The following is a 23422-nucleotide window of genomic DNA, read 5'->3' as shown; positions in this document are numbered from 1 at the left end:
GACGCAGCACGGCGACCGCGCCGTCCGGACGGCACACCGGGGTACTACGACGCGTTCGACGCCTTCCGATTTGCGGGTGCGGGGCCATGGATACACGGTCGGGGCGTTCCGGCCATCGCGCTGAGTGGAGTGCCGTTCATGGAACCGGTCGATCTGCCCCTTCCCGTCGTCAGGCCCACGCAGGCCCCGGCCGACGTGAGTGCCCGTGCACTGGAGCGCGACCTGCGCGAGCGCGTCGACGGAGAAGTGCGGTTCGACGCGGGTACGAGGGCGGCGTATTCCACGGACGGCTCCAACTACCGGCAGGTGCCCATCGGAGTGCTGCTCCCCCGGACCGTGGAGGCTGCCGTGGAGGCGGTGGCGGTCTGCCGGGAGCACGGGGCACCACTGCTGTCCCGTGGCGGCGGCACGAGCCTTGCGGGCGAGTGCTGCAACACCGCGGTCGTCCTGGACTGGAGCAAGTACGGCAACCGGCTGCTGTCGGTCGACCCCGACAACCGGCGCTGCGTGGTCGAACCGGGCATCGTCCTCGACGACCTCAACCGGCAGCTGGCCGAGTACGGGCTCATGTACGGGCCCAAACCGGCCACCCACCCGAACTGCACCCTCGGCGGGATGATCGGCAACAACTCCTGCGGGTCGACGGCCCAGGCATACGGGAAGGTCGTCGACAACCTGCACCGCCTCGAGGTCCTCACCTACGACGGTGTGCGCATGTGGGTGGGGCGGACCGACGACGGAGAACTCGAGCGGCTGACCGCCGCCCGGGGAAGGCAGGCGGACTTGTACCGGGGGCTGGTGGCCCTGCGGGACCGGTACGCGAGGCTGGTGCGCGATCGCTACCCCGACATCCCTCGACGGGTGTCGGGCTACAACCTCGACTCGCTGCTGCCCGAACACGGCTTCGACGTCGCCGGCCTGCTGACCGGCTCCGAGTCCACGCTGGTGACCGTCCTGCGTGCGGAACTGAAGCTCGTACCCGTGCCGAAGCACACCTCCCTGGTCGTGCTCGGCTACGAGGACATCTGCCGGGCCGCCGACCACGTGCCCGCGGTCCTCGAACACGGACCGGCCGCCCTGGAGGGCGTGGACCACCAACTGATCCACTTCCAGCAGGCCAAGCATCTCAACCCGGACGCGCTCGACGAACTGCCCGAGGGCCGGGCGTACCTGATGGTGCAGCTCGTCGGTGACACGCGCGAAGAGGTCGAGGCCGCGGTCCGGGCGCTGATCGACGCCAAGCCGGACGACGTCGACCACACGTGGTACGACGACAAGCAGCACATGCGCGAGCTCTGGCGAGTCCGCGAGTCCGGCCTCGGGGCCACCGCGCACGTGCCCGGTGAACCCGACACCTGGGAGGGCTGGGAGGACTCGGCGGTTCCGGTCGAACGCCTCGGCGACTACCTGCGCGACCTGAAGCGGCTGTACGAGGAGTTCGACTACGGACACCCGTCCGTGTACGGGCACTTCGGTCACGGTTGTGTTCACACCCGCATCCCCTTCGACCTGGAGTCCGAACAGGGCATCGCCCGGATGCGCGCCTTCGTGGAGAAGGCCGCCGACCTCGTGGTGTCCCATGGCGGATCGCTGTCCGGCGAGCACGGTGACGGTCAGTCGCGGGGTGAGCTCCTGGTCAGGATGTTCGGCACGGAACTGATCGAGGGCTTCGAGCGGCTGAAGGGCCTGTTCGACCCGCAGAACCGCATGAACCCCGGGAAGATCGTCCTGCCCCACCGCCTCGACGAGGACCTTCGCCTGGGAAGCGGCTACCTCCCGTGGGAACCGGATACCGTCTTCTCCTTCCCGCACGACGACGGCAGGTTCAGCCGGGCTGCCGCCCGCTGCGTCGGCGTCGGCAAGTGCCGCTCCTCGGAGGGCGGGGTGATGTGCCCCAGCTACCGGGCCACCCGGGAGGAGGAGCACTCCACCCGGGGCCGGGCACGGCTGCTGTTCGAGATGGTCGGCAACCACGGCGACTCACCGATCACGGACGGCTGGCGGTCCGAGGAGGTGCATGACGCGCTCGACCTCTGCCTGGCCTGCAAGGGCTGCAGGACGGACTGCCCGGTCAACGTGGACATGGCCACGTACAAAGCGGAGTTCCTGCACCACCACTACGAGGGACGGTTGCGGCCCCTCGCGCACTACTCCATGGGCTGGATGCCTGCCGTCGCCCGGGTGGTCGCTCTGGCTCCCCGCACCGTCAACGCACTGGCGTCGGTCCCGTGGGTGGCCCGTGTGGCCAAGGCCTTCGGAGGCGTCGCCCCCGAGCGTGACGTACCCGTCTTCGCCGAACAGCGCTTCACCGACTGGTGGCGCGAACGGGGAGGGACCCGCGGCACGGGACACCGGGGCGAGGTCGTGGTCTGGCCCGACACCTTCACCGACCACTTCCACCCGGCGATCGGCAGGGCGGCCGTCGACGTCCTCGAAGCGGCGGGCTTCCGTGTCAAGGTGCCCGAGGCCGCCGTCTGCTGCGGTCTGACCTGGATCTCCACCGGGCAGCTGAACATCGCCAGGCGGGTGCTCGGGCACACCATCGACGTCCTGCGTGAGGACCTGCGCCGCGGCACCCCCGTGGTCGGCCTGGAACCCAGCTGCACGGCCGTCTTCCGCGCGGACGCGGCCGAACTCCTGCCGAACGACCCCGACGTCCGGCGCATGCGCGAGCAGACCCGCACCCTGGCCGAACTCCTCGTCGAACGCGCCGGGGACTGGCAGCCGCCACGCGTCGACGTCCGCGCGGTCGTCCAGCGCCACTGCCACCAGTACGCCGTCATGGGGTTCGACGCCGACCGCGAGATCCTGCGACGTGCCGGGGTCGACGCCGACGTCCTGGACGCCGGCTGCTGCGGGCTGGCCGGCAACTTCGGTTTCGAGAAGGGGCACTACGAGGTGTCCATGGCCTGTGCGGAGGCAGGACTGCTGCCCGCAGTGCGGGACGCGGACGACGCGACGCTGATTCTCGCGGACGGCTTCAGCTGCCGTACCCAGGTCGACCAAGCCGGCACCGGACGCACTCCGGTGCATCTGGCGGAAGTACTGGCGGCGGGACTGACCGGACGGGAAGCCGTCCCGGAACGTCCCGAGGTCCCGGGAACCCGGGCTCTCCTGCCCTGGGGTGCCGCCGGCGTGACCGCGGGCGCACTGGCGGTGGCGGCCGGCGCGCGCCGCCTACGCCGCACGCACCGAGCGCGCCGTGCTCGGCGGTGAGCGCGCCGCGGCGCCCCGCGGCGGCCACCAACGGCGCCGGGAAGCGCGGCGGGACGTTCACCAGCCGACGGACGGGAAGGCCTCCGGGGTGCGCCCGAACCGTGCCGAGCACTCCAGCAGCAGGGCGTGGACGAAGGCCTGCGGCAGATTGCCCCGCAGCTGGCGCTGCGCCACGTCGTACTCCTCGGCGAACAGCCCCGTGGGACCGCACGCCGAGCGCGTCCGCTCGAACCACCGCGCCGATTCGGCGGGCCGACCCTGCGCGTGGGCGGCCAGCGCCATCGTGAAGCCGCACAGCAGGAAGGCTCCTTCCGCGTCGCCCAGCGGCTCGTCCCCGTGCCCGAAACGGTAGACGTAGCCGTCCTGTGCCAGCTGGCGTGCGACCTGAGCGCGCGTCGGAGCGAGGCCGGGATCGGTGCGCGACGCCGCCCCGCGGGCCAGCGGCAGCAGCAGAGCCGCCTCCGGCCCGGGGTCGTCGGCGGCGCGCTGCCAGTGGCCGTCGGGGTGGACGCAGCGCGACCGGGTGGCGTCCAGGATGCGGTCGGCCAGGCGTGACCAGTCCGCCGATGCGGATGTGCGCAGTTCCCGGGCGAGGTCGCGCAGGCCGACGACGCAGCAGAGCCGGGAGTGCGTCCACCAGCGGTCCTCCAGCTCCCACAGTCCGGCGTCCGGCCTCGTCCAGCGGTCCGCGACGGCGCGGGCGGCCAGGTCGGCGGCCTCGGCCGCCCGGCCGTCGAGCACGTCGTGACGGGCGGCGGCGGCGAACAGCTGGAGGGCCTCACCGAAGACGTCCAGCTGGAACTGCCGGCCCGCGCGGTTGCCGGTCCGGTCGCCGCCGCCGGGATAGCCGACGAACGGCAGGACGCCTTCGGACGGAAGCGGTGACCCGTCGACCGTGTAGGCGGGACGCAGCGCGGCACCGTCCTCCAGGAGGCGGTCGGCCACAAAACCCACCGCGCTGTCCAGCAACGGGTGCGGGCCGTGCGCGGCGACCGCGATGCCGGCGTAGCACTGGTCGCGGACCCAGGCGTACCGGTAGTCGTAGTCGCGGCCGGTGTCGGCGCGTTCCGGCAGCGAGGTGGTGGCCGCGGCCACCATGCCCCCGTCGGCACTGGTCAGCCCGTTCAGCACCGCGTACGCCATGCGGGTGTCGCGGGGTGCGGCGGTGTCGGAGCAGTCGGGCACGACCGCACCCCACCACCGCTCGGTGGAGTCCCACAGGGCCCCCGGGTCGAGGAGGATGCTCTGCGGCTCCGTGGCCACCTCCAGCACCAGGTCGTGGACGCCGCCCTGCGACAGGCGCGACCGGGCGCGCAACCCGCCGTCCGGGCCGGGGCGGGCGCCCTCGGCCCCCGTGAAGCGTACGTGCAGGGGGCCGGTGCGGGCCCGCCAGACGCCGTCGTCCTGCCGCAGTTCGGTCATGGGACACCGCCCGTAGTCGGCGCGTACGTCCAGGTCCATGTCGACGAGGGCGTCACCGCGTACGGCCCGGATCTGGCGGAGCAGCACCAGGCGCCCGGTGTCGGCCGGGACCGCCAGGGCCTCCCGGCAGGAGAGGATCCCGTCGGCGGTGACCCACCGGCTGACCCGGATGAGCGTGCCGTCCTCGTAGTAGCCGCCCCACACATTCCACCGGTCCGCGGGGCGGACGTGGTACCGCCCGGGCCCGCCGAGGAGGCCGCTGAAGACCGCACCGTGGTGCCAGGCGGGCGCACACAGCCATACGATCCCCCCGCGCGGATCGATGAGCGCCCCGCGTTCTCCGTCGGCGATCAGGGCGTAGTCGCGCAGCGTCCACGGACTGTCCGCCGAGGCCGCGGTCACGTCGTCGGTGGTGCCGGGCCTGGTCATGCGATGCGGTAGCGGCCGGCGGCCGCCCGGTCGAGGGTGAGGCCGTGGCCCGGCTCGCCGGAGGCGCCGGGTGTGACGCTGCCGCCCCGCGGATCGAGCGTCCCGTGGAACAGCATGTTCTCGATGCGGACGTGGTCGTGGAACCACTCCAGGTGCCGGGTGTTGGGGACGGCCGCGGCAACGTGGGCGTGCAGGTGCGGGGCGCAGTGGGCCGAGATGTGCAGCCCGAGCCCTTCGGCCACGGCCGCGGCGCGGAGCCAGACCGTGATGCCGCCGCAGCGAGTGACGTCGGCCTGGAGGCAGTCGACGGCCCCCGAAACCGCCATCCGGACGAAGTACGGCAGGTCGTAGCCGTACTCACCGGCCGCGACGTCGGCCGTGACGGCTTCGCGTACCTCCCGCAGCCCGGTCAGGTCGTCGGAGGACACGGGCTCCTCCAGCCAGGTCACGCCGAGGCCGGCCATGGCGGTGGCCACGCGTACCGCCTGCTTGCGGGTGTAGCCGCCGTTCGCGTCGACGTACAGGTCGGTGGCGTCGCCCACGACGCTGCGGGTCAGTGCGGTGCGGTGCATGTCCCGGGCCTCGCAGCGGCCCCATGACTCGGCGACCTTGATCTTGACGCGGTCGATGCCCTGGTCGGTCCAGCCGCGCAACTGCCGTTCGAGCTGGGTGTCGCCGTACGGAGTCAGACCGCCGCTGCCGTACACCGTGACCTTGTCACGGGCCGCGCCCAGCAGGCGCACCAGCGGCAGGTCCAGCAGTCGGGCCTTGAGGTCCCACAGGGCGGTGTCGACGGCGGAGACCGCGCCGGCGGCGATGCCGGGCCTGCCCGCGTTGCGCAGGGCCCGGCTCATCCGGTCGTTCGCGGCGGGCACGTCGAAGGCGTCGAATCCGACGACGAGGTCCGCCAGTTCCTGCGCGACGACGGGGGCGGTGGCGGGCGAGCCGTAGGTGCAGCCGAGGCCCGTCCGGCCCGCGGCGGTGGCTTCGACCAGCACCAAGGTGGTCGCGTCCCAGGTCAGGGTCGCGTCGCCGCCCGGCAGATCGGTGGGGATCCGGTACACGGAGACGGTCAGGTGCTCCACGAGAGGTCCGTCGTGGAGCACCCCTCCCTGTATCACCGACCGTGTCACTTGTTCTCTTCGGCGCTGTCGTGCGGACCGGCGCCGGGGCGGTCGCCACGGTGGCGGGTGCCCGGCAGCATCTCCTGGACCTTCGCCTTGAGCCCCTGTTTCACCATGGAGCCGCGGTCGCTGTCCCCTTTGAGGACCGCGGTGGCCGCGGCCTCGATCTGGTCCAGCGAGGCGTGCGGCGGGATCGGCGGAACGGCCGGGTCGGTGCGGAAGTCGATGACGAAGGGCCGGTCGGCGGCGAGAGCCCGGTCCCAGGCGGACTCGACGTGCTTGGGCTTTTCCACCCGGACGCCGTCCAGTCCGATGCGCTGGGCGAGTTCCGCGTACGGCAGGTCGGGAATGGCCTGCGACTCCTCGAACTGGGGGGCGCCGGACATGGCCCGCATCTCCCAGGTGACCTGGTTGAGGTCGCCGTTGTTCAGCACGGCCACGATCAGGCGCGGATCGGACCACTCGCGGTGGTACTTCGCGGCCGTGACCAGCTCCATCATGCCGTTCATCTGCATGGCGCCGTCACCGACCAGGGCGATGGCGGGCCGGTCGGGGTGGGCGAACTTCGCCCCGATGGCGTACGGCACGCCCGGGCCCATCGTCGCCAGGGTGCCGGACAGCGAGCCGCGCATACGGCCGCGCAGCCGCAGGTGGCGGGCGTACCAGTTGGCGGCCGAACCGGAGTCGGCGGTGAGGATGACGTCGTCGGGCAGCTTGCCGTCCAAGGCGTGGACGACGTACTCGGGGTTGACGGGATCGGCGCTGACGGCGGCGCGGCGCTGCATGACCTCCCACCAGCGGGCGACGTTCTTCTCGATCTTCTCCCGCCAGGTCCGGTCCGTCTTGCGGTGCAGGCGCGGCAGCAGCCGCCGCAACGTCTCACGGGCGTCGCCGACGAGGTTGACCTCGTTCGGGTAGCGCAGGCCGATCATGTGCGGGTCGATGTCGATCTGCACCGCCCGCGCCTGGTCCAGCTCCGGCATGAACTGCGTGTACGGGAAGCTGGAGCCGATCATGAGCAGGGTGTCGCACTCCTGCATCAGCTCGTAGGAGGGACGGGTGCCCAGCAGCCCGATGGAGCCGGTCACGTAGGGCAGGTCGTCGGGCAGGGCGTCCTTGCCGAGCAGGGCCTTGGCCACGCCCGCGCCGAGCACGTCAGCCAGCCGTTCGACCTCCTCGCGGGCGCCGCGGGCCCCCTGCCCGATCAGCACGGCGACCCTTTCGCCCGCGTTCAGCACATCGGCGGCCCGCTGCAGGTCCTCGTCGCCCGGGACCGGCGCGTACCGTCCCAGTCCAAGGCTGGAGGGCACCATCTTGAAGGCGTGGCCGGGCGGGCTGTAGTCCAGCTCCTGCACGTCGGCGGGGAGGATGATCGCGGTGACGGTGCGCCTGGCGAGGGCGGTGCGGAAGGCCCGGTCGATGAGGTTCGGCAACTGTTCGGGCACCATGGCCGTCTCGCAGAAATCCGAGGCGACGTCCTTGTACAGACTGGCCAGGTCCACTTCCTGCTGGTAGGAGCCGCCCATGGCGCTGCGGTTGGTCTGTCCGACCAGCGCCACGACCGGCACGTGGTCGAGTTTGGCGTCGTAGAGCCCGTTCAGCAGGTGGATGGCGCCCGGTCCGGAGGTGGCCGCGCACACGCTTACCCTGCCGGAGAACTTGGCGTAGCCGACGGCCTGGAAGGCGGCCATCTCCTCGTGCCGGGCCTGGACGAACTTCGGCCGGTTGTCCGCGCGTCCCCAGGCGGCCAGCAGCCCGTTGATGCCGTCACCCGCGTAGGCGAAGACGTGGTCGACGTCCCACTCGCGCAGCCGCTGGAGTACGTAGTCGGACACCTTCGTGCTGGCCATGGAAGCTCCGTTCCGATTGTGTCGATGAACGACCGTCCTCGGCGTCCAGCCGTGCACACGGGCGCGCGCGAGGGCACGACGCTTCATGAGTAACCGTGCGGATACGGCCGAAACGTCGCTCTCGCGGAGCCCGCCCGGTCGCCCGAGCCTCGGGGGCGAGGGGGTCGCCGCCCGCCCGGTCACAGCGGTGTCGTGACCCGTGCGGGGGAGAGGACGGCGGCGATCCCATCGGGCCGACGAGGCTCGCCGCGTGCCTTTCACCCCGGGTGGGGGACCACCCGGCCACCGTCCCGGCGCGGAATCCCCGGTCCCGCGCTTACGGGCGACGGGACCGCACTGGCCCGCAGGCCGGCAACGGCCGCTCGGGGCCGTCCCGTTCAGCGCGACCGAATGCCGCGAAGGCGCGTCACGTCCACCCGGGGACGAGGGACGCTCGCGGTCGGCTGCGTCGTCCGGTCAGCTCCTCAGGGCGCCCACGGCTTGAGCATGTCCTTCATGGTGTCCGTCATGGCAAGTTGCAGCAGGGGGCCGTAGGTGATCCGGCGTACGCCGAGGCGGCGGAAGCGATCGAGATCGTGCCTGACGGGGTGGGCCGTGGAGTTCACGGGTACGGAGACGGCGCCGGTCACCGCTGTGAGCAGGCCGTCGTCGTCCTGGATGCCCACCGGGTAGACACTGTCGGCGCCGGCCTCCACCAACGCCCGCAGTCGCTCGATCGCCTCGTCGAGGACGTCGGAAGGGTCCTTCGCGTGCATGAAGAGGTCGGTGCGCCCGTTCACCCAGACCGGGACCCCCGCGTCGTCCGCCGCCGTGCGCAGGCCGGCTACGTAGTTCGCGTGCTCGTCCGTGCCGCGTACGCGGCCACCGTCCGAGTGGACGGTGTCCTCGATGTTGAGACCGACGCCGCCGACCTCGATGAGCCCGGCGACGAGATCCGCGGGCTTCTGTCCGTACCCGGCCTCCAGGTCCACGGACACGGGGACGTCGACCGCCGCGATGATCGGCCCGACGGCGGCGAGCACCTCTTCGAAGGTCTGCCCCTCGTGGTCGTCGGCCCCCTGGAGTCGGCGAGGGGATGGCTGCCGATCGTCAGTGCGGGAAACCCGGCGGCGACTGCCGTGCGTGCGGACCAGACGTCCCAGACGGTCGGCAGCACGAGCGGCTGGTCCTGGGCGTGCAACTGCTTGAGGCGTTGAGCGCGCTCAACGGTGGTGGGGAGAGCCATGTCAGGGACGTTACCCCGGCTTTGCCGCGGACAAGGCGCCGACAGGCGTTGCCCGGTGACGACAGGACGAACTCCGGGCCCGGCTGAACCGTTGTGCAGAACGGCCGCGGTCAGTATCCACGTGTCCAGGGAGAGCAGGTCTCGTTGCCCATCGGGCCGGCGCACACCTTGAATTGATCGATGCTGCCGTCCGGAGATGGCCGTGATGCGTCAACCGGGCCCGCTCCCGACCCGTTCCGTGCCAGGATTCGATCAGGTGTGAAGGGACGGACACGGTCACGGCACGCGCGACCGGACAGTGGGAGAGTCATGATCGAGCTCACCGTTGATGCCGCCGGGCTCGCCCGCTCTCGCTTCGCCGTTTCGCCGTTGCACGAGGTCGTCGCGACGCTGCTGCCCTGCGGCCTGCAGCCGGGCCCGGACGCCGATCCGTGGGTCGCTCGCGCACGACGCGTGCTGCGCAGGGCCCGGCTGCCACTGCTGTCCGAACTGGCCCTGAACGGGCCCGGATACGTGCCGGACTTCCTCAACCCCTACCCGTCCGGCCCCTCACCCACCGTCGAGGAGGAACTGGAGCGGGTCCGGTGCACCCCACCCGAGCGCGTCATGGGCGAGCTGGAGGCGTTACGTGTGGGGCGGCCGCGCAACGGCCTGGCCCCTTCCGCGCTGCCGGAGGGGGTGCGGCGGGCCATGGCACGGGGCGGTGCGCACGTGGCCCGGCAAGCGGCGGAGGAGATGCGGCGGTACTGGGAACTGGCCTTCGCCCCGCACTGGGAGGCCGCCAAGGCTGTCCTGGACGCGGAGATCGGCCGATGCGCCGGCCTGCTGGCCGGGCACGGAGCAGCGCGCCTTTTCAACTCTCTGCATCCCGACATCGAGTGGGGCGAGGGAACCCTGCGCGTGGTGAGTCGGCTGCGGATCGCACTGCCGGTACCCATGGTGGTCGTCGTACCGTCGCTGGTCATGCCCGGGCCGGGCGTGGCGGTGGACCCCACGCGCGAAGAAGGCCGGCCGCCGATGCTCATCTATCCCGTACGTGACCGGGCCGTCACCGGGGGCATCGCCCCCGTGGTCCCTCCCGCCGAGGTGGCCCAGTTGCTCGGCCCCACCCGGGCCGGACTCCTTGCCGCACTGACGCAGCCCGCCTCCACCGCCCATCTGGCGGGACGACACTTCCTGAGCCCCGCGACAGTGTCGTACCACCTCGGCGTCCTCCACCGCGCCGGCCTCGTCACCCGTGCCCGAGCAGGCCGGTCCGTGCTCTATCGCCGCACACCCGAAGGCTCCCGGCTCCTCCGTCAGCAGCTTGCCTCCGCCCGGGGGCGCCATGGATGAGCTGCTGCCGTCGACCAGCACAGGCTGCTGCGCGACCGCCGAATGCCGACCGGGACGGTACGGGGTGGACGCGCGGTCCGCGCGCCTGGCTCGGCGTCGACCGCGAAGACCGTGCAGAGCATGGCCCGGCCTGGCTCGGCGTGTACGGGTCGCCCGGAGGCCGGGAGAGAATGAGGCCATGGCGATGTGTAGGAAATGCGGTGCGCAGAAGCGCCGTTGGCCTCGTTCCTGTTCCCGGTGCCCTGCCCGGTCGGACCGGGGGGACGTGGCCGCGGACGCTGCCGAGCTGGTCGTGGAGACGGGGCTGCTCGCGTGGGTCGGGCGGGGAATCGTGAGTCTGGCGCGGCTGGCACTGCGTGCGCTCAACTGACCGCGCCACGTGCGGGCGCCCCGCCCGGGGCCCCTTGTCCACGTCGCAGCCGGCACTCCAGCCGGCTGCGACGTGTTCCGGAGCGTTGCGGTGGGTCGCCGAGGGTGGTCGGTCGAGTCACACCATGGTCGAGTCCCTGGCACCGTCCCGAGTCTTTGCCGCCGACCCGGGAGTGGACACCGGTTCGGGGGCGGACGCCGGCTCGGGACCGTTTTCGCTGAGGCCGTACCGCGCGTGGAAGGTGCGCAGGAGGCGGGGCGCGTACCAGGCTGAGCCGCCCAGCAGCCGCATCGCGGCCGGCACGAGTACGCCGCGTACGGCGAGGGCGTCGATGAGGATGGCCAGGCCGCTGCCGAGGCCGAACATCTGCACGAAGCTGAGTTGAGCCGTGCCGAAGGCGAAGAAGCTCACCGCGAGCAGGAAGGCGGCCGCGCTGACGATGCGCCCGGTGTGGCCGAGGCCGTTGATCACGGCGGTCTCGCCGTCCGCACCCTGGTCGTGGAGTTCCTTGATCCTGCTGGTGACGAAGACCTCGTAGTCCATCGAGAGGCCGAAGGCGATGCAGAACATCAGCACGGTCATCGCCAGCTCCATCGGCTGGGCGGTGAAGCCGAGCAGTGAGGAGAGGTTGCCGTCCTGGAAGATCCAGGTCATCACGCCGAGGGTGGCTCCCAGGCTGATCAGGTTGAGGATCAGTGCGCGCAACGGCTGCACGACGCTTCCGGTGAACAGGAAGAGCAGCAGGAAGGTGCTGAGGGCGATGAGGGTCACGGCCAGCGGGAGCTTGGCGGCGATGGATTCCTTGGCGTCGACCAGTACGGCGTCGTCACCGCCGACCAAGGGGTCGGTCCCCGGGGGCGCGGTCACCGAACGTACCTGCTCGACCAGGGCCTCGGCTGCCTCCGACTTCGGTGTCAGGCTGCTCACCACCGTGATCCGCTGTGCGTCGGGCCTGCCGAGGGCGGAGTCGGCCGGGCCGGTCACGACGGGCCGCCCGGCGCTGTAGGTGCCCGCGCTCGTCTCGACGCGCTCGACGCCCTCGAGCGCGGCCAGTCGCTCCGCGTAGGAGGCCAGCGGGGCCGGCTCCACGGCGCTGTCCAGGGTGATGAAGACGGCCGAGTCCTGGCTGCCGCCGAACTCCTCCCGCAGGACCTGCGAGACCTGGCGGCTCTCGGCGTCCTCGGGCAGGACGCGTTCGTCCGGGGTGCCGAAGGTGATGTTCAGCAGAGGGCTCGCGGCCAGCAGCAGCACGGTGAGGACGGGGACCGCCGTGAGCACGGGCCGCCGCATGACGGTGCGCGCCAGCCGTCCCCACACGGGTGCCCGGGCCTCGGAGCGTCGCGACTTCGCCCACGGCATCCGCCCGCTGTTGACCCGGTGCCCCAGGACCTTCAGCAGGGCCGGCATCACGAACAGGGTGCTCAGGGCTGCGATGGCGACGACACCGACGCCGGCGAAGCCGAACGAGCGCAGGAAGTACTGCGGGAACACCATCAGGGCGGCCAGGGCCGCCGCGACGGTCGCCGCGGAGAAGGCGACGGTGCGGCCGGCGGTGTGCACCGTCCGCCGGACGGCGTCGTCCACGCTCGTCCCGGCCGCGAGCTGCTCCCGGAAGCGGCTGACCATCAGCAGGGCGTAGTCGATACCCAGTCCGAGCCCGAGGGCGGTGGTGAGGTTGGTGGCGGTGTCGGCCACGTCGGTGACGCTGCCGAGCAGGAAGAGCTGGGCGAACGAGCCGATGATGGCGATGACCGCGACGGCGAGCGGCAGCAGTGCCGCGACGACGCTGCCGAAGACGATCAGGAGCAGCAGGAGGGTCAACGGTAGGGCGATCGCCTCGGCGAGGATCAGATCCTCGACCACCTGGTTCGACAGGTCGGCTCCTACGGCGGCGCCTCCGCCGGCCCGGACGGTCAGGGTGTCCTTGTAGGTACCGCTGTAGGTGTCCAGGATCGCGATGGCGCTCTTCCGCTGCTCTGTGCTGTCGCCTTTCACATGGGCGAGAACCATGGCCTGACGGCCGTCCTCGCTGCGCAGGTCGGGGCTGTCCGTCTCCCAGTACGAGACGACGTTGCCGAGCCGATCGTCCTGCTTCAGCTCGGCCACCAGGCTGCGGCCGTCCTCCTCGACCGCTGGGGCGTCGACGGGACCGTCGGGGGAGCGGACCAGCAGGACGAGATTGGTCTCACCGCCGAACTTGTCGGCGAGGACGTTCGCCGCTCGCGTGGAGGGGGAGGCGGGGTCGTCGAAGCCGCCCCCCTTCAGCTTGTCGAAGGCGCCGGCGCCCACCACGCCCATCAGTGCCACGGCCAAGGCGGCGACGGCCAGCACCAACCGGGACCGGCGGATCGCCAGGTCGGCCAAACGTTCGAACACGGGTGGATCTCCTTCAGGTTCTTCGGACAGGACGGAAGGTGCCGGCCGGGCGAGAGCCGCAGGCATGCGCCGCGGAGACACCTCACCCCGGTCGCGGAGGAGGCGGTGACGAGCTCGCTGCCGCCGAGAACGACGCTAGTGAGACAACGGGTTCTTGAGCAGAAGGAGATTTACCTGACACTGTCAGGTTTTCCGGACGGGCAGGGCTCTCCGCCGTTCTCCGGACCCCTGGTCTCGTCAACCGCCGTAGGATCACCGCATGTTCGCCGAAGAGCCCGCGACGGCCTCGCCGTCACTGCGCCAGCGACGCCGAGCCGCCGCCATCCGCGAGATCGTGGAGGCCGCCGAGCACCAGATCGCCGAGAACGGGCCCCACGCCCTGTCCCTGCGCGCGGTCGCCCGCAGCCTCGGCATGACCGTGCAGGGCCTCTACCACTACTTCCCCAACAGGGACGCCCTGGTCACGGCGCTGGTGGCCAAGGCCTACGACGACCTGGCCGATGCCGTGACGGGAGCCGTCGAGGCAGCGGCCGACGAACCGGCCGCACGGCGGTTCCTGGCCGCTGCCGAGGGCTACCGCCGCTGGGCCGTCACCCACGTCGAACGGTTCCAGCTGCTGTACGGCGCACCGCTGCGCCACTACGCAGCACCTGCCGAGGGTCCGACCACCCTGGCGATGCGCCGGCTGGGCACGGTCTTCCAGCGTGAGATGTTCGACGGGTACACCACGGCGCAACTCGCCGCAGCCGACACCCGCGCGCTCTCACCGGCCCTGCGGGCGCACCTACAACCCCTGTTCGCGCACGGCTCGGACACCATGCCGCCTCCCGCAAGCGCTCTCCTGCTCGGAGCCTGGGGGCACATGCACGGCATGGTCGTCCTGGAGGCCTTCGGGCACACCTCCTTCATCGGCGAACACCAGGCGGAGATCTTCCGCATGGCCATGCGTGACCTGCTGGAAGACATCCATCGCCGGATCCCCGCACAACCGTCGAAGACGGCGGTTCGGACGCCTTCGCAGGAAGGGCATCGGCCGACCCGGACCCGTACGGCGGCCGACACCGACCGGACGGACACTCGAAACCGTCGACGTCCGTGACCTGCGCCTGTCGAAGCCACCCTCCGGGCCCGCGGCGCCGGCGCGGTGCGCTCGTCGCCCTGGGCGGCGGATTACGGGTGCGGCCCTTGCGTTCGGCAGGATGGGCACATGACCGAGATCCGCACACCCCGCCTTCTCCTCCGCAGCTGGCACGACGACGACCTTGCGCCGATGGCGGACATCAACGCGGACCCACGGGTCATGCGCTGGGTCGACGACGGCTCGGTGCGCGACCTGGACGACACGGCCGAGGAGATCGAGCGCTGGGAGGAGGAATGGGACGAGGAGGGCTTTGGACTCTTCGCCGTCGAACTGTTGGCCTCGGGTGAACTGATCGGCTTCACGGGGCTGTCGGTGCCCGAGTTCCTGCCGGAGGTGATGCCCGCCGTGGCGATCAGCTGGCGTCTCGGCCCGCAGTACTGGGGCCAGGGATACGCCTCCGAAGCCGCGCACGCCACACTGGAGTTCGCGCTCCAGGACCGCGGCCTGGACCGCGTCATCAGCATCAGCCGGATCGGGGACGAAGCCTCCGAGAAGGTCATCCGCAAACTCGGCATGCTGCCCGAACGGGAGACGGAACACCCCGTGCACGGCCACCCTCTGCGCGTTCACGCCATCGACCTCACCGAGTTCCAGGCGTGATCGATCCCGCAGGCGCGGGGACGACTACTGTGATCGCTGATTCCCCTGTGACGCAACGCCGTCGCCGGCCGGCTCGCCGGCGGAGGCGTGCGCCTCGAGTGCCGCGTCGACGGCGGCCAGGTGGCGGGTGACCGGGCCGAAGGAGACCAGACCGCTGCCCGCTCCTGCGTACTCGGCTTCGGCAGCGGCGAGTTCCCTCCGGGCGCGACGCAGGACCGGCAGGTGTCCCACGGACGCGGCGGCCCGGGCGAGGACGCACCACAGCGCCTCCTGGAGGAGGTCGTGCGGGGGCCGGGGAACCGTCGTCAGCGCCTGACGGGCCTCAGCGGTGGCGCCCGAGGCGGCCAGGAGCAGCGGGTCGAACCAGGGCCGGTACGGGCCCGGGTCCAGCCCGGCGAAGTCGCCGGGATCCGGCAGGGTCTCGTCCCGCATGACGGGGACCAGCGTGACGAGGGCCGCGGCCCCCCGGGTCAGGCCGGGCATGCCGCAGTCCGCGGTCTCCGCCAGGACGTGTGCGTACCGGCGACGGGCGGCGGGCCGGCCGTCGGTCTCGCAGGTGCGCAGCGCCCGGTACCAGGCGGTGAAGACGCCGGCGAGCGGCCGTTCGTTTCGGTGCGCGAGCCGGTCGATCTCCTCGGCTTCGGTGTCCGCTTCCGTGAAGTCGCCGAGGCCGGCGAGTGCCTGGAGACGAACGATGCGGCCCAGGACCTCGTGCCCGGGAAGCTCGTGGTCGACGGCCAGCCCGGTCAGCTCGGTGCCGAGGGCGTTCCGGCGGGCGGCCGACCCGCAGTCGGTGAACGCCTGCATGAACGCTCCGTTGAGGGCGAACGCGAGGAGGGCGGGGTCGCCGAGGCGACGAGCGAGCCGGACCGCCTCCTCGGCGGCGCGTTCGGCGCGCAGCCGCCACGGCTCGGTGACGGGAGCGCCGGAGGCCAGGGGAAGCGACGTGTCCGCGGCGGCGTCGCCCCGGGACTCGACCGCCACGACGGACAGCAGCCGGGCGCGCAGGGCGGGCGGCCCCTCGGGGCCGAGCCGGGCGGCGGCACGGGCGGCCGCCCGGGACAGCTCCCCGGCGCCTTCGGGATCGTCGGCGCGGGTCCACACCGCCGGCACGTCGTAGGAGCCGATGATCCGGGCGGCCAGTTCCGGGTCGCCGGTCGCCTCGGCCGCCGCGACCAGGTCCCGGCGGTGCCGGTGTGCCTCCACCAGGCCGTCGGGGCCGGTCACCGCGAGATCGCGCAGCAGGCCCGCGGTGGCGTGCAGCCGGGCCCGGGACCGGGCAGGCACCGACCGGTCCCAGGAGGCCGCCGCCCGGTCCCAGACGCTGTCGGCCGTCCCGGCCGGTCCGGCCGCGGAGTCCGCCGTCGCGCTGAGAAGGCGTGCCTCGATCCGTGCCAGAGCGGCACCGCCTCCGCTCAGGACGTCACGGGCCTGGGCCACCGCTTGCAGGGCCTCGCCGCGCCGCCCGGAACGGTCGAGCGCGGTGGCCAGCAGCACCCAGCCGTCCTCCCGGCCCGGGTGGGCGGCTACGTGGGCTCGCAGATCAGCGACCGCGTCGCGGGCGGCACCGGTCGCCAGCAGGGCGTCGGCCCGCCGCTCGACCGCGTCGAGCCTCATCGCCTCCAGCCGCGCCCGCTCCGCGGCGGCCCACGCGGCAGCGGGGAAATCGGCGAGCACCGGCCCCCGCCAGCAGGCGAGCGCCTCGTCCCACACAGTGACCGCCACGTGCGGCGGCGCCTGCCCGGCCCGTGCGGCGGCATCCTCGAACCGCCAGGCGTCCACCACCTCATGGCTCGCCCGCAGTGCGTAACCGGGGCCATCGGTGACCAGCAGGCGGGACGGCTGCCGGGGCGGGCGTTCCGGTTCCAGGGCGCGGCGCAGCCCCGCCACGAACGTGCGAACCGCGCCGAGCGCACCGGCCGGAGCCTCGTCCTCCCACAGGTCGGCCACCAGCCGGCCGACCGGCACCACCCGGCCCCGGGCGATCAGCAGCCGCCCGAGCACCTCCCGGTGGCGGGGCGCACCGAGCGGGAGCGGCGACCCGTCGGCGTCCCACGCGGCCACCGGACCCAGCAGTCCGAACTCCACACCCACGTCGGGGTCCTTTCGCGGGCGGCCCGTCGCCCGCGGGTACCGCATGTCCACTCATCGATCGCTGATCCGGGGCCCGCACCCTGGGTGACGTCCCCGGACGACCCGGACCACCGAGGCCGGAGGTCCGGAGCATCCACTCTGTCACGAACCACAGGAGTCACTGTGACAACCCCGCGCATCCCCGGATTCACCGAGCACCGCGTGACCGTCGACGACGGCGTCACCCTGAACGCCGCCGTCGGCGGTGCGGGCGCCCCGGTCGTCCTGCTGCACGGCTTCCCGCAGACCCATCTGATGTGGCGGCACGTCGCCGTCGACCTTGCCGCCGACCACACCGTCATCTGCCCCGACCTGCGCGGCTACGGCGCCAGCGACAAGCCGGCCGAGACCGGCCCCGACGTCTACTCCAAGCGGACCATGGCCCGGGACGTCGTACGCCTCGCCGCCGGACTGGGCCACGACCACTTCACCCTGGCCGGCCACGATCGCGGCGCCCTGGTCGCCTTCCGCGCCGCCATGGACCACCCGGACACCGTCACCCGGGCCCTCTTCCTCGACGTCCTGCCGACCCTCGACATGTGGGACGCGCTGCGCGGAGTGAACGGCGCGGTCGGCTTTCACCTCTACCTGATGGCCCAGGCCCCCGGCCTGCCCGAGGAGATGATCCAGGCAGCCGCCGACAGCTTCTTCGGCTACTTCCTCGACGCCTGGACCGAGGACCCGGCTGCCATCCCCTCCGACATCCGCGCCCACTACCTCGCCGCCTCCGCGGCGGCTGTACCCTCCATCGTCGCCGACTACCGCGCCTCGGCCGGCGTGGACGTCGACCACGACACCGCCGACCGGGACGCGGGCAACACGCTGGCCATGCCGGTGACCGTCCTCCAGCAGGACTGGGGCGCCGCCCTCGGCTACCACGCCCAGGGCCTGTGGAGCGCCTGGACCGATGATCTGGAGCACCGCACGGTGTCCTGCGGCCACTTCATGGCCGAGGAGGATCCCCAGCTGATCGCCGACGAGATCAGGGCGCTCGCCCCCCGCTGAACGGATCCGCCGACGCACCTCTCCCCGCCGTTGCGCGAGGCCCGGACGGAGGGAGAGGAGCGCGCGGACGAGGAGGCGGGGCTGCCGCAGGAAGGCCGCCCACCGCCCGCGAGACCCGTGGCCGCCGGCGGACCCGCCCGGCATGACCGGCGGCGCCTTCACGGGCCCGGCGGCCGCTGTCGACATCGTGACCGCTCGGAAAACCGGAAGCCGTCCCGCTCGCGTCCTCCTACGCTGTGGTCTTTCGTGTCCCGGCACGCCGGGTGCGCCAAGAACGCAGGAGGATCGATGAGTGTCCGCAGTCTCACCCATGCCGAGGCGCAGGAGCGAGCCGCGCTGCTGACGGTGGAACGCTACGACGTGGCCGTCGACTTCACGGACCTGCCGGAGGGCCACGACGTGCGGTGCGTGTCCACCATCGCGTTCTCCTGCGCCGAGCCGGGCGCCGCGACGTTCGTCGACTGCGCGGCGACGGTGGTCTCCGCCACGCTCAACGGCACCGCGCTGCCCCCCGCCGTCGAGGGGCGCATCGCGCTGCGCGGCCTGGCCGCCCACAACACGCTGCGCGTGGAGACCGTCCAGTCGGACACGACCCACGGGCCGGGCGTGCACAAGGCCGTCGATCCCTCCGACGGCGAGGTGTACGTATGGACGTCGTTCGAGCCGGACGAGGCGCGTTTCGTGTGGGCCTGTTTCGACCAGCCCGACCTGAAGGCCCAGCACGCCTTCACCGTCACCGCCCCGGCCGGGTGGACCGTCACCAGCAACGCGGGGGCCGCTCGCACCGAGGCGTGCGACGGCGGGCGCCGGTGGGTCTTCCCCGACACCCCGCCGCTGTCCCCGTACAACACGGTCGTCAACGCGGGCCCCTTCCACGAGGTCCGCCGGGAGGTCGACGGGTACGACCTCGGCCTGTACGTCCGCCGGTCCCTCGCCGGTGTGCTGGAGCGCGACGCGCACGAGATCCTCACCCTCACCGCCCAGGGCCTGGCCTTCTACGCGCGCGTCTTCGCCATGCCGTTCCCGCAGCGCCGATACGACCAGGTCTTCGTGCCGGAGTTCGGCGGGGCCATGGAGAACTACGGCTGCGTCACCTGGTCCGACACCTTCCTGCGCCGCTCCGACCCGACGCCGGCCGAGCGGGAACTGCTCGCCAAGGTGCTGCTGCACGAGATGGCGCACATGTGGTTCGGCAACATCGTCACCATGCGCTGGTGGGACGACCTCTGGCTCAACGAGGCGTTCGCGGAGTTCGCCTGCCACTGGGCGGCCACCCGCGCCACCGCCTACAGGGACGCCTGGGCCGGGCACCTCGCCGGCGGCAAACTGAAGGCGTACCTCGCCGACCAGGGGCCGGCCTCGCACCCGATCCGCCAGCCCGTGCACGACGTCGCCGAGGCCGCCGCCGCCTTCGACGACATCACCTACCCCAAGGGCGCCTCCGTCCTCCAGCAGCTCATGACCTACGTGGGAGAGGACACCTTCAGCGCGGGCATGAGCGACTACTTCGCCCGGCACGCCTGGGGAAACACCACGCTGCAGGACCTCATCGACGCGCTCGGCCGGGCCTCGGGGCGGGACCTCGACACCTGGCGGGCCGGATGGCTGGACACCGCGGGCACCGACCGGCTGACCCTCGAACACGGGCCCGGCGGCGCGGTGCTGCACGCGGCCGGCCCGTCCGGCTCCGCGCCCCGCCCGCAGGTCCTGGCCGTGGGCGCCTACCGCCGCACGGCCACCGGCCTGGAACGCGCCGCCCGCGCCACCGTCGAGGTCCGCGGTCCCCGCACGCCGGTCGACCTGCCCTCCGGCGCGGACCTGTACCTGGTGAACGACGACGATCTGACCTTCGCCACCGTCCGGCCGGACCCGGCCTCCCGGGACGCCCTGCTGCGGCACGCCGCCGACCTGCCCGGCGCGCTGTCGCGTGGCGTCGCCGTGGCCACCATGTGGGACATGCTGGTCACCGGGCAGGCCACCGCGGCCGACGTCGCCCGCGGCACCGGCGCCGTCCTGGAGGCCGAGACCTGCGACGCGGCCGTCGAGCCGTACCTCACGCTCGCCGGGGACGTCGCCGAGCTGTGGGCGCCGCAGGACGAGCGGGCCGCACTGACCGCGGCGTTCGCCGCGACCTGCCGCCGGCTCGCCGATCGGGCCCGGCACCCCGCGAGGCGGCGCGTCGCTCTGCGTGCCCTGGCCCGCGCCGCGAGCGGCAGCGAGCTGGAGCGGCTGCGGGCCGAGGCGGAGGCGGGTGACGACCACGACCTGCGGTGGCGTGCCCTGGCCCGGGCCGTCGAGCTGGGCGAGGCCGCCGTGTCGGACGCGGCCCGCCTGCTGGCGTCCGATCCCGACCCGGACGCCTGGGTCCAGGAGCTCTGCGTGCGCGCCGGCGCGCCGGACGCCGGGACGAAGGAGGCGGTCTGGCACGTGCTGGCCGACGAACGGGCCGTGCCCGTCTCGTGGGTGGGCAGGGTGGCCACCGCGTTCTGGCGGCCCGGACAGGACGCGGTGCTGAGGCCGTTCACCCGCCGATACCTCGACCTCGTGCCCGGCCTCGACCGCGGCGGCATGATCCCCGCCATGGTCTACACGGGCCGGCTCCTGCCGAGGTTCGCGATCGACGAGGGCTTCCTCGACGAGGCACTGGAAGCGGCCGGGACGGCCGCCCCGGTGGTACGCAAGACGCTGACCGAACAAGCCGACGTCACACGCCGCATGCTCCGCTCGCGCGGCGTCGCGGAGCCCGATGCCGCGTGAGTCGGGCGGGCCATGGGCAGCTCGGTGCCGGGCGTGGGACGCCCGACGGGCGCGTTCCGTGCGTGCCGAGCATGCTCGCCCCGAGGTCAGGGAGCCGGACCGGTCGGCCGGCGACGCCCGCAGATGTCGGAAGAGCTCGATTGATCACCACATCGCGATTCTCTACTCTGTGACCAAGCCAAGCCTTACCTAAGTTACCTGTTGACCTTGCTGGAGTACGTCCGGTGCCCGGCATCCCGGATCACAAGTGGAGCACTTGTCGATGAGAACCCCACGTCCGCGCACGCTCGCCCTCGCGGCGGCCCTCGTGTCCGGACTCACCGCCGGCGGCAGCGGAGCCGGCGACACCGAGGACGCCGGCGTCTCCGCGGCCGACACCAGGACGGCGGACCAGTTCCCGGTGACGACCGAGCACGCCTCCCGGACCACGGTCGTCGCCGAGCGGGCGTCCGGAAGCCGCTGACCATGACCTCGAGACTCGCCGCCGTCCTGCCCGACCTCGCGCCCTGGCGTACCTCCCGGGACTTCCGCCTCCTGTGGGTGCAGGGCCTCATCACCTACCTCGGCAGCGTGATGGCGCTGATCGCGCTGCCACTGCAGATCAAGGAACTGACCGGCTCACCGCTCGCGGTGGGCGCGATGGGCGCCGTCGAACTGGTGCCGCTCGTGGTCTTCGGCCTGTACGGCGGGGCTCTCGCCGATGCCGCCGACCGGCGCAAGGTCATCGTGCTGACCGAGGCGGGGCTCGGCCTCCTGGCCGCCCTCCTCCTGCTGAACGCGCTGCTGCCGAGCCCCATGCTGTGGCCGTTGTACGTGGTGGCGGCCGGAGTGGCGGCACTCGCCGGGTTGCAACGCCCCGCACTGGACTCGCTGCTGGCCCGGATCGTCCCTCACGAGCAGCTTCCCGCGGCGGCGGCGCTGAACGCCCTGCGCTGGCAGGCCGGCGCGATCGCCGGACCTGCCCTCGCCGGACTCGTCGTGGCCTACGCGGGCAACGTCCCCGCATACGCCACCACGGTCGGCTGCTTCCTGGTCTCGGTGCTGATGTGCCGTCTGCTCTCGCCGATGCCGCCGGTCGAGCACGCGGCCAAGCCGTCGTTGCGCGGCATCGTCGAAGGGGCACGGCACGCGTGGTCGCGTCCGGTGCTCCTGGGCACCTACGCGGTGGATCTCGCGGCGATGTTCTTCGCGTTCCCCAACACCATCTTCCCGTTCCTCGCCGACGAACTCGACGCCGACTGGGCGCTGGGCCTGATGTACTCGGCGGGAGCCGTCGGCTCACTGCTGGTGAGCCTGACCAGTGGCTGGGCCTCCCGCACCCAACGGCACGGTCTGCTGGTGGTGTTCGGCGCGGCCGGCTGGGGCCTGGCCATGGCAGCGGCCGGCTGGACGTCGAACGTCTGGCTGGTCCTGGTGTGCCTGGGGCTGGCGGGTGCGGGGGACATGGTGAGCGGACTGGGCCGGTCGACCATCTGGAACCAGACCATCCCCGACCGGCTGCGCGGCCGGCTCGCCGGGATCGAGGTCCTCTCCTACAGCGTCGGCCCCCAGTTGGGTCAGGTCCGTGCCGGGGCGATGGCGGGGTGGACCGGCGCCCGCCCGGCGATCTGGAGCGGCGGCCTGGCCTGCGTCGCCGCGGTGGGTCTGCTCGCCGCGGCGCTGCCGGGCCTGGTCCGCTACGACGCCCGGACCGACCCGGACGCCCTCCGACGGGCCGGTGCGAGCACCGCGACCGCCCCGGGGCGGGACGGCGTGGCCGTCGACGGGTAGCCGGCCGTCCTGCTGCGCCGGACGCACCGCCCCGCACTGGCCGAGGACGACACGTCCGCGCGGGGCGGGGTCAGGGGCGGCTCCTGCCGGGGCCGTTGTCAGGCAGGGACGATCCGGCCGTTGTCGATGCGGAAGTTCTCGGTCGGCGAGCAGCCGATCGACGGCGTGATCAGCACGCTGACGGCAACCGGCGCGGGTTCCGTACCGGAGGTGGAGAACTCGCACACCGCGTGGCGGCCGGTCAGCGGGAACCAGAACCAGGAATCCGCCTTGCCGACCAGAGCGCGGTCCGATTCCCTCCACGCGCCGTTCTCGAAGGTGAAGACCTGGAGGCGCACGGATGCCGCGAGCGGGTCGGTCCGAGACCTCAGCGCGGTGAGTGTGAACTTGTAGTCCTCGTCCAGGACCGATGAGGCGATCCGCCGCCGCTCCGCCGGCCGGGACTCGGTGTGCGCTTCCTTCCCCTGACCGGCCGTCCGGCCGGCCTGCGGGTCGGTCGGCGACGGGTTCGGAGGGCCGCCGGCGGTTGCGCCGAGCGTGGCCGTGACGGCCGTGGCGGTGGCCGCCACGACGACACCCCAGCCTGTGAGCGTACGGAAGTTCTTGATCACGACGTCTCCACGTGTGGTGATGGGTGCGTGTTCCCGAGGTGCCGCGTCCCGCCTTCGC

At 72.5% G+C, this 23422-nt stretch carries 14 protein-coding genes and 1 pseudogene; 8 read left to right on the top strand and 7 right to left on the bottom strand.

Going from position 1 to position 23422, the window contains the following annotated elements:
• Window positions 1–138: 138 nt before the first annotated feature.
• Window positions 139–3216: an FAD-binding and (Fe-S)-binding domain-containing protein gene (locus tag IE172_RS27275; RefSeq protein WP_190099967.1), complete on the top strand. Its 3078-nt coding sequence runs from the start codon at window positions 139–141 to the stop codon at window positions 3214–3216.
• 57 nt (window positions 3217–3273) lie between these two features.
• On the opposite strand, the gene IE172_RS27270 is transcribed toward IE172_RS27275, so the two are convergent.
• From IE172_RS27270 to IE172_RS27255, 4 genes and pseudogenes are all read right to left on the bottom strand, one after another.
• The gene (locus IE172_RS27270) at window positions 3274–5067 is read right to left on the bottom strand and encodes a glycoside hydrolase family 15 protein (RefSeq protein ID WP_190099966.1); all 1794 of its coding nucleotides are present in this window, start codon (window positions 5065–5067) and stop codon (window positions 3274–3276) included.
• Window positions 5064–6152, bottom strand: a complete 1089-nt coding sequence (locus tag IE172_RS27265; protein WP_190099965.1) for an enolase C-terminal domain-like protein — start codon at window positions 6150–6152, stop codon at window positions 5064–5066. Before IE172_RS27265 ends, IE172_RS27270 begins: the two co-directional genes overlap by 4 nt.
• A 44-nt stretch (window positions 6153–6196) precedes the next feature.
• Window positions 6197–8041, bottom strand: coding sequence for a thiamine pyrophosphate-requiring protein (locus IE172_RS27260; RefSeq protein WP_190099964.1), 1845 nt, complete (start codon window positions 8039–8041; stop codon window positions 6197–6199).
• Window positions 8042–8505: 464 nt separating this feature from the next.
• Window positions 8506–9266, bottom strand: a pseudogene (locus IE172_RS27255) (isocitrate lyase/PEP mutase family protein).
• A 309-nt stretch (window positions 9267–9575) separates the two neighbouring features.
• Here IE172_RS27255 and IE172_RS27250 point away from each other — a divergent pair.
• Window positions 9576–10601, top strand: coding sequence for an ArsR/SmtB family transcription factor (locus IE172_RS27250; RefSeq protein ID WP_190099963.1), 1026 nt, complete (start codon window positions 9576–9578; stop codon window positions 10599–10601).
• Between the two features lie 487 nt (window positions 10602–11088).
• Here IE172_RS27250 and IE172_RS27240 read toward each other — a convergent pair whose 3' ends face one another.
• A complete protein-coding gene (locus tag IE172_RS27240) occupies window positions 11089–13347 on the bottom strand; it encodes an MMPL family transporter (RefSeq protein ID WP_190099961.1) in 2259 nt (752 codons plus the stop codon).
• A gap of 259 nt (window positions 13348–13606) precedes the next feature.
• Here IE172_RS27240 and IE172_RS27235 point away from each other — a divergent pair, with 259 nt between their 5' ends.
• Window positions 13607–14446: a TetR/AcrR family transcriptional regulator gene (locus IE172_RS27235; protein WP_190099960.1), complete on the top strand. Its 840-nt coding sequence runs from the start codon at window positions 13607–13609 to the stop codon at window positions 14444–14446.
• A 108-nt stretch (window positions 14447–14554) separates the two neighbouring features.
• Window positions 14555–15088, top strand: coding sequence for a GNAT family N-acetyltransferase (locus tag IE172_RS27230; RefSeq protein WP_190099959.1), 534 nt, complete (start codon window positions 14555–14557; stop codon window positions 15086–15088).
• A 24-nt stretch (window positions 15089–15112) separates the two neighbouring features.
• Here the strand turns inward: IE172_RS27230 and IE172_RS27225 are convergent, their stop codons facing one another.
• The gene (locus IE172_RS27225; RefSeq protein ID WP_190099958.1) at window positions 15113–17182 is read right to left on the bottom strand and encodes an AfsR/SARP family transcriptional regulator; all 2070 of its coding nucleotides are present in this window, start codon (window positions 17180–17182) and stop codon (window positions 15113–15115) included.
• Window positions 17183–17344: 162 nt separating this feature from the next.
• On the opposite strand from IE172_RS27225, the gene IE172_RS27220 reads away from it, so the two are divergent.
• The 4 genes from IE172_RS27220 (at window position 17345) to IE172_RS27205 (ending at window position 22753) form a co-directional block, all read left to right on the top strand.
• Window positions 17345–18226 (top strand): alpha/beta hydrolase, encoded by an 882-nt coding sequence (locus tag IE172_RS27220; RefSeq protein WP_190099957.1) that lies wholly within the window; start codon window positions 17345–17347, stop codon window positions 18224–18226.
• A 288-nt stretch (window positions 18227–18514) separates the two neighbouring features.
• Complete coding sequence (pepN, locus tag IE172_RS27215) at window positions 18515–20983, top strand: aminopeptidase N (RefSeq protein ID WP_190099956.1); 2469 nt, start codon at window positions 18515–18517, stop codon at window positions 20981–20983.
• Window positions 20984–21245: 262 nt separating this feature from the next.
• Complete coding sequence (locus tag IE172_RS27210; RefSeq protein WP_190099955.1) at window positions 21246–21446, top strand: hypothetical protein; 201 nt, start codon at window positions 21246–21248, stop codon at window positions 21444–21446.
• A gap of 2 nt (window positions 21447–21448) precedes the next feature.
• Complete coding sequence (locus tag IE172_RS27205) at window positions 21449–22753, top strand: MFS transporter (RefSeq protein ID WP_190099954.1); 1305 nt, start codon at window positions 21449–21451, stop codon at window positions 22751–22753.
• Window positions 22754–22851: 98 nt separating this feature from the next.
• Here IE172_RS27205 and IE172_RS27200 read toward each other — a convergent pair whose 3' ends face one another.
• On the bottom strand, window positions 22852–23364 hold the full coding sequence (locus IE172_RS27200; protein WP_190099953.1) for a hypothetical protein: 513 nt from the start codon (window positions 23362–23364) through the stop codon (window positions 22852–22854).
• Window positions 23365–23422 lie beyond the last annotated feature (58 nt).

The organism is Streptomyces griseoflavus (genome assembly GCF_014649995.1).
GTDB classification, from domain to species: domain Bacteria; phylum Actinomycetota; class Actinomycetes; order Streptomycetales; family Streptomycetaceae; genus Streptomyces; species Streptomyces griseoflavus.
This window is presented reverse-complemented; position numbering and strand designations above follow the sequence as displayed.

Bases quoted from the DNA above. Each gene is read 5' to 3' on its own strand.
- IE172_RS27230 (WP_190099959.1), top strand. From the start codon at position 14,555: ATGACCGAGATCCGCACACCCCGCCTTCTCCTCCGCAGCTGGCACGAC.
- IE172_RS27235 (WP_190099960.1), top strand. From the start codon at position 13,607: ATGTTCGCCGAAGAGCCCGCGACGGCCTCGCCGTCACTGCGCCAGCGA.
- IE172_RS27275 (WP_190099967.1), top strand. From the start codon at position 139: ATGGAACCGGTCGATCTGCCCCTTCCCGTCGTCAGGCCCACGCAGGCC.
- IE172_RS27260 (WP_190099964.1), bottom strand. From the start codon at position 8,041: ATGGCCAGCACGAAGGTGTCCGACTACGTACTCCAGCGGCTGCGCGAG.
- IE172_RS27270 (WP_190099966.1), bottom strand. From the start codon at position 5,067: ATGACCAGGCCCGGCACCACCGACGACGTGACCGCGGCCTCGGCGGAC.
- IE172_RS27205 (WP_190099954.1), top strand. From the start codon at position 21,449: ATGACCTCGAGACTCGCCGCCGTCCTGCCCGACCTCGCGCCCTGGCGT.
- IE172_RS27210 (WP_190099955.1), top strand. From the start codon at position 21,246: ATGAGAACCCCACGTCCGCGCACGCTCGCCCTCGCGGCGGCCCTCGTG.
- pepN (WP_190099956.1), top strand. From the start codon at position 18,515: ATGAGTGTCCGCAGTCTCACCCATGCCGAGGCGCAGGAGCGAGCCGCG.
- IE172_RS27250 (WP_190099963.1), top strand. From the start codon at position 9,576: ATGATCGAGCTCACCGTTGATGCCGCCGGGCTCGCCCGCTCTCGCTTC.